The sequence below is a fragment of the Corallococcus terminator genome (assembly GCF_003611635.1).
Taxonomy (GTDB): Bacteria; Myxococcota; Myxococcia; order Myxococcales; family Myxococcaceae; genus Corallococcus; species Corallococcus terminator.
Genome location: NZ_RAVZ01000730.1, coordinates 1 through 687, shown reverse-complemented (window position 1 = coordinate 687; position 687 = coordinate 1). Strand labels below are relative to the sequence as shown.

Annotated in this window: 1 protein-coding gene; it reads right to left on the bottom strand. The window is 70.5% G+C overall.

What is annotated here, in order from left to right:
- On the bottom strand, positions 1–687 hold a 687-nt coding region (locus tag D7V88_RS41835; RefSeq protein WP_147449167.1), incomplete at both ends, for a serine/threonine-protein kinase.

Genomic DNA, 687 nt, shown 5'->3' with positions numbered 1-687 from the left:
TCCATGGGGCCGTCGTCCAGGTACGTCTTGAGCGTGCGGCGTCCGCTTCTCCTGGAGCTGCCGCTCCCCGCGCTCCAGCAGCGCCGCGACGATGCGCTGGCGCGCGAGCCGCTGGTACGACGGTGGATCCGCGAAGAAGGAGATGAGCTCCTCGCCCACGCGGGAGAACCCCAGCCCCGCGAGCGCATCCGCCAGCGCGTCGCGCAGCTTGCCCGCGTTGGGATAGCGCCGCTGCGGATCCCGCTGGAGGCACGTGGCGCAGATCTCCGCCAGCTCGTCCGACAGCGCGGGCACGCGGCGGCGCGGATCCTCGTACGTCCCGTCCAGGATGCGCTTGAGCGTCGCGGTGGTGTTGGACGCGGTGAACGGCAGCCGGCCCGTCATCAGCGCGTAGAACATGATGCCCAGGCTGAAGACGTCCGCCTCCGGCCCGGCCTCCAGGCCCTCGATGATCTCCGGCGACATGTGCGCGGGCGAACCCACCAGCGCGCCCGTCACCGTCATCCGGTCCTCGATGTCCAAGAGCCGCGCGATGCCGAAGTCCATGAGCTTGAGGACCCCGTCCTCGCGCACCATGACGTTCTCCGGCTTCAGGTCGCGGTGGATGACGCCCGCTTCGTGCGCGTGCGCCAGCGCCGCCGCCAACTCATGGATGATCATCGCCGACAGCTCCGGCGGCTCCATGGG